The sequence below is a fragment of the Escherichia sp. AM3 genome (assembly GCF_032029835.1).
GTDB classification, from domain to species: Bacteria; Pseudomonadota; Gammaproteobacteria; order Enterobacterales; family Enterobacteriaceae; genus Escherichia; species Escherichia coli.
The window spans coordinates 1-445 of record NZ_JAVUPQ010000577.1; the positions used below are offsets into that span (position 1 = coordinate 1).

1 pseudogene is annotated in these 445 nt (G+C 53.7%); it reads left to right on the forward strand.

Going from position 1 to position 445, the window contains the following annotated elements:
* A pseudogene (locus tag RTW80_RS27330) lies at nucleotides 1–445 on the forward strand (conjugal transfer protein TraG); the annotation flags it as partial.

Genomic DNA, 445 nt, shown 5'->3' on the forward strand with positions numbered 1-445 from the left:
GTGCCATGACATTTTATGCGAAACAGAATGGTGCGCCGGTGGTGCTCTCTGAAATTTCACAGATACAACTGAAATACTCCGATCTGGCTTCCACTGCCGGGTATCTTTCCATGATGATCCCGCCATTATCCTGGATGATGGTCAGGGGGCTTGGGGCCGGATTTTCCAGTGTGTACAGCCATTTCGCTTCCTCTGCTATCAGCCCGACTGCCAGTGCGGCAGGTAGTGTGGTTGACGGTAATTACTCCTACGGCAACATGCAGACGGAAAACGTGAACGGCTTCAGCTGGAGCACCAACAGCACCACGTCGTTTGGTCAGATGATGTACCAGACCGGCAGTGGCGCAACCGCCACACAGACCCGTGACGGTAATATGGTGATGGATGCAAGCGGAGCGATGTCCCGTTTACCGGTCGGTATCAATGCAACGCGTCAGATTGCAGT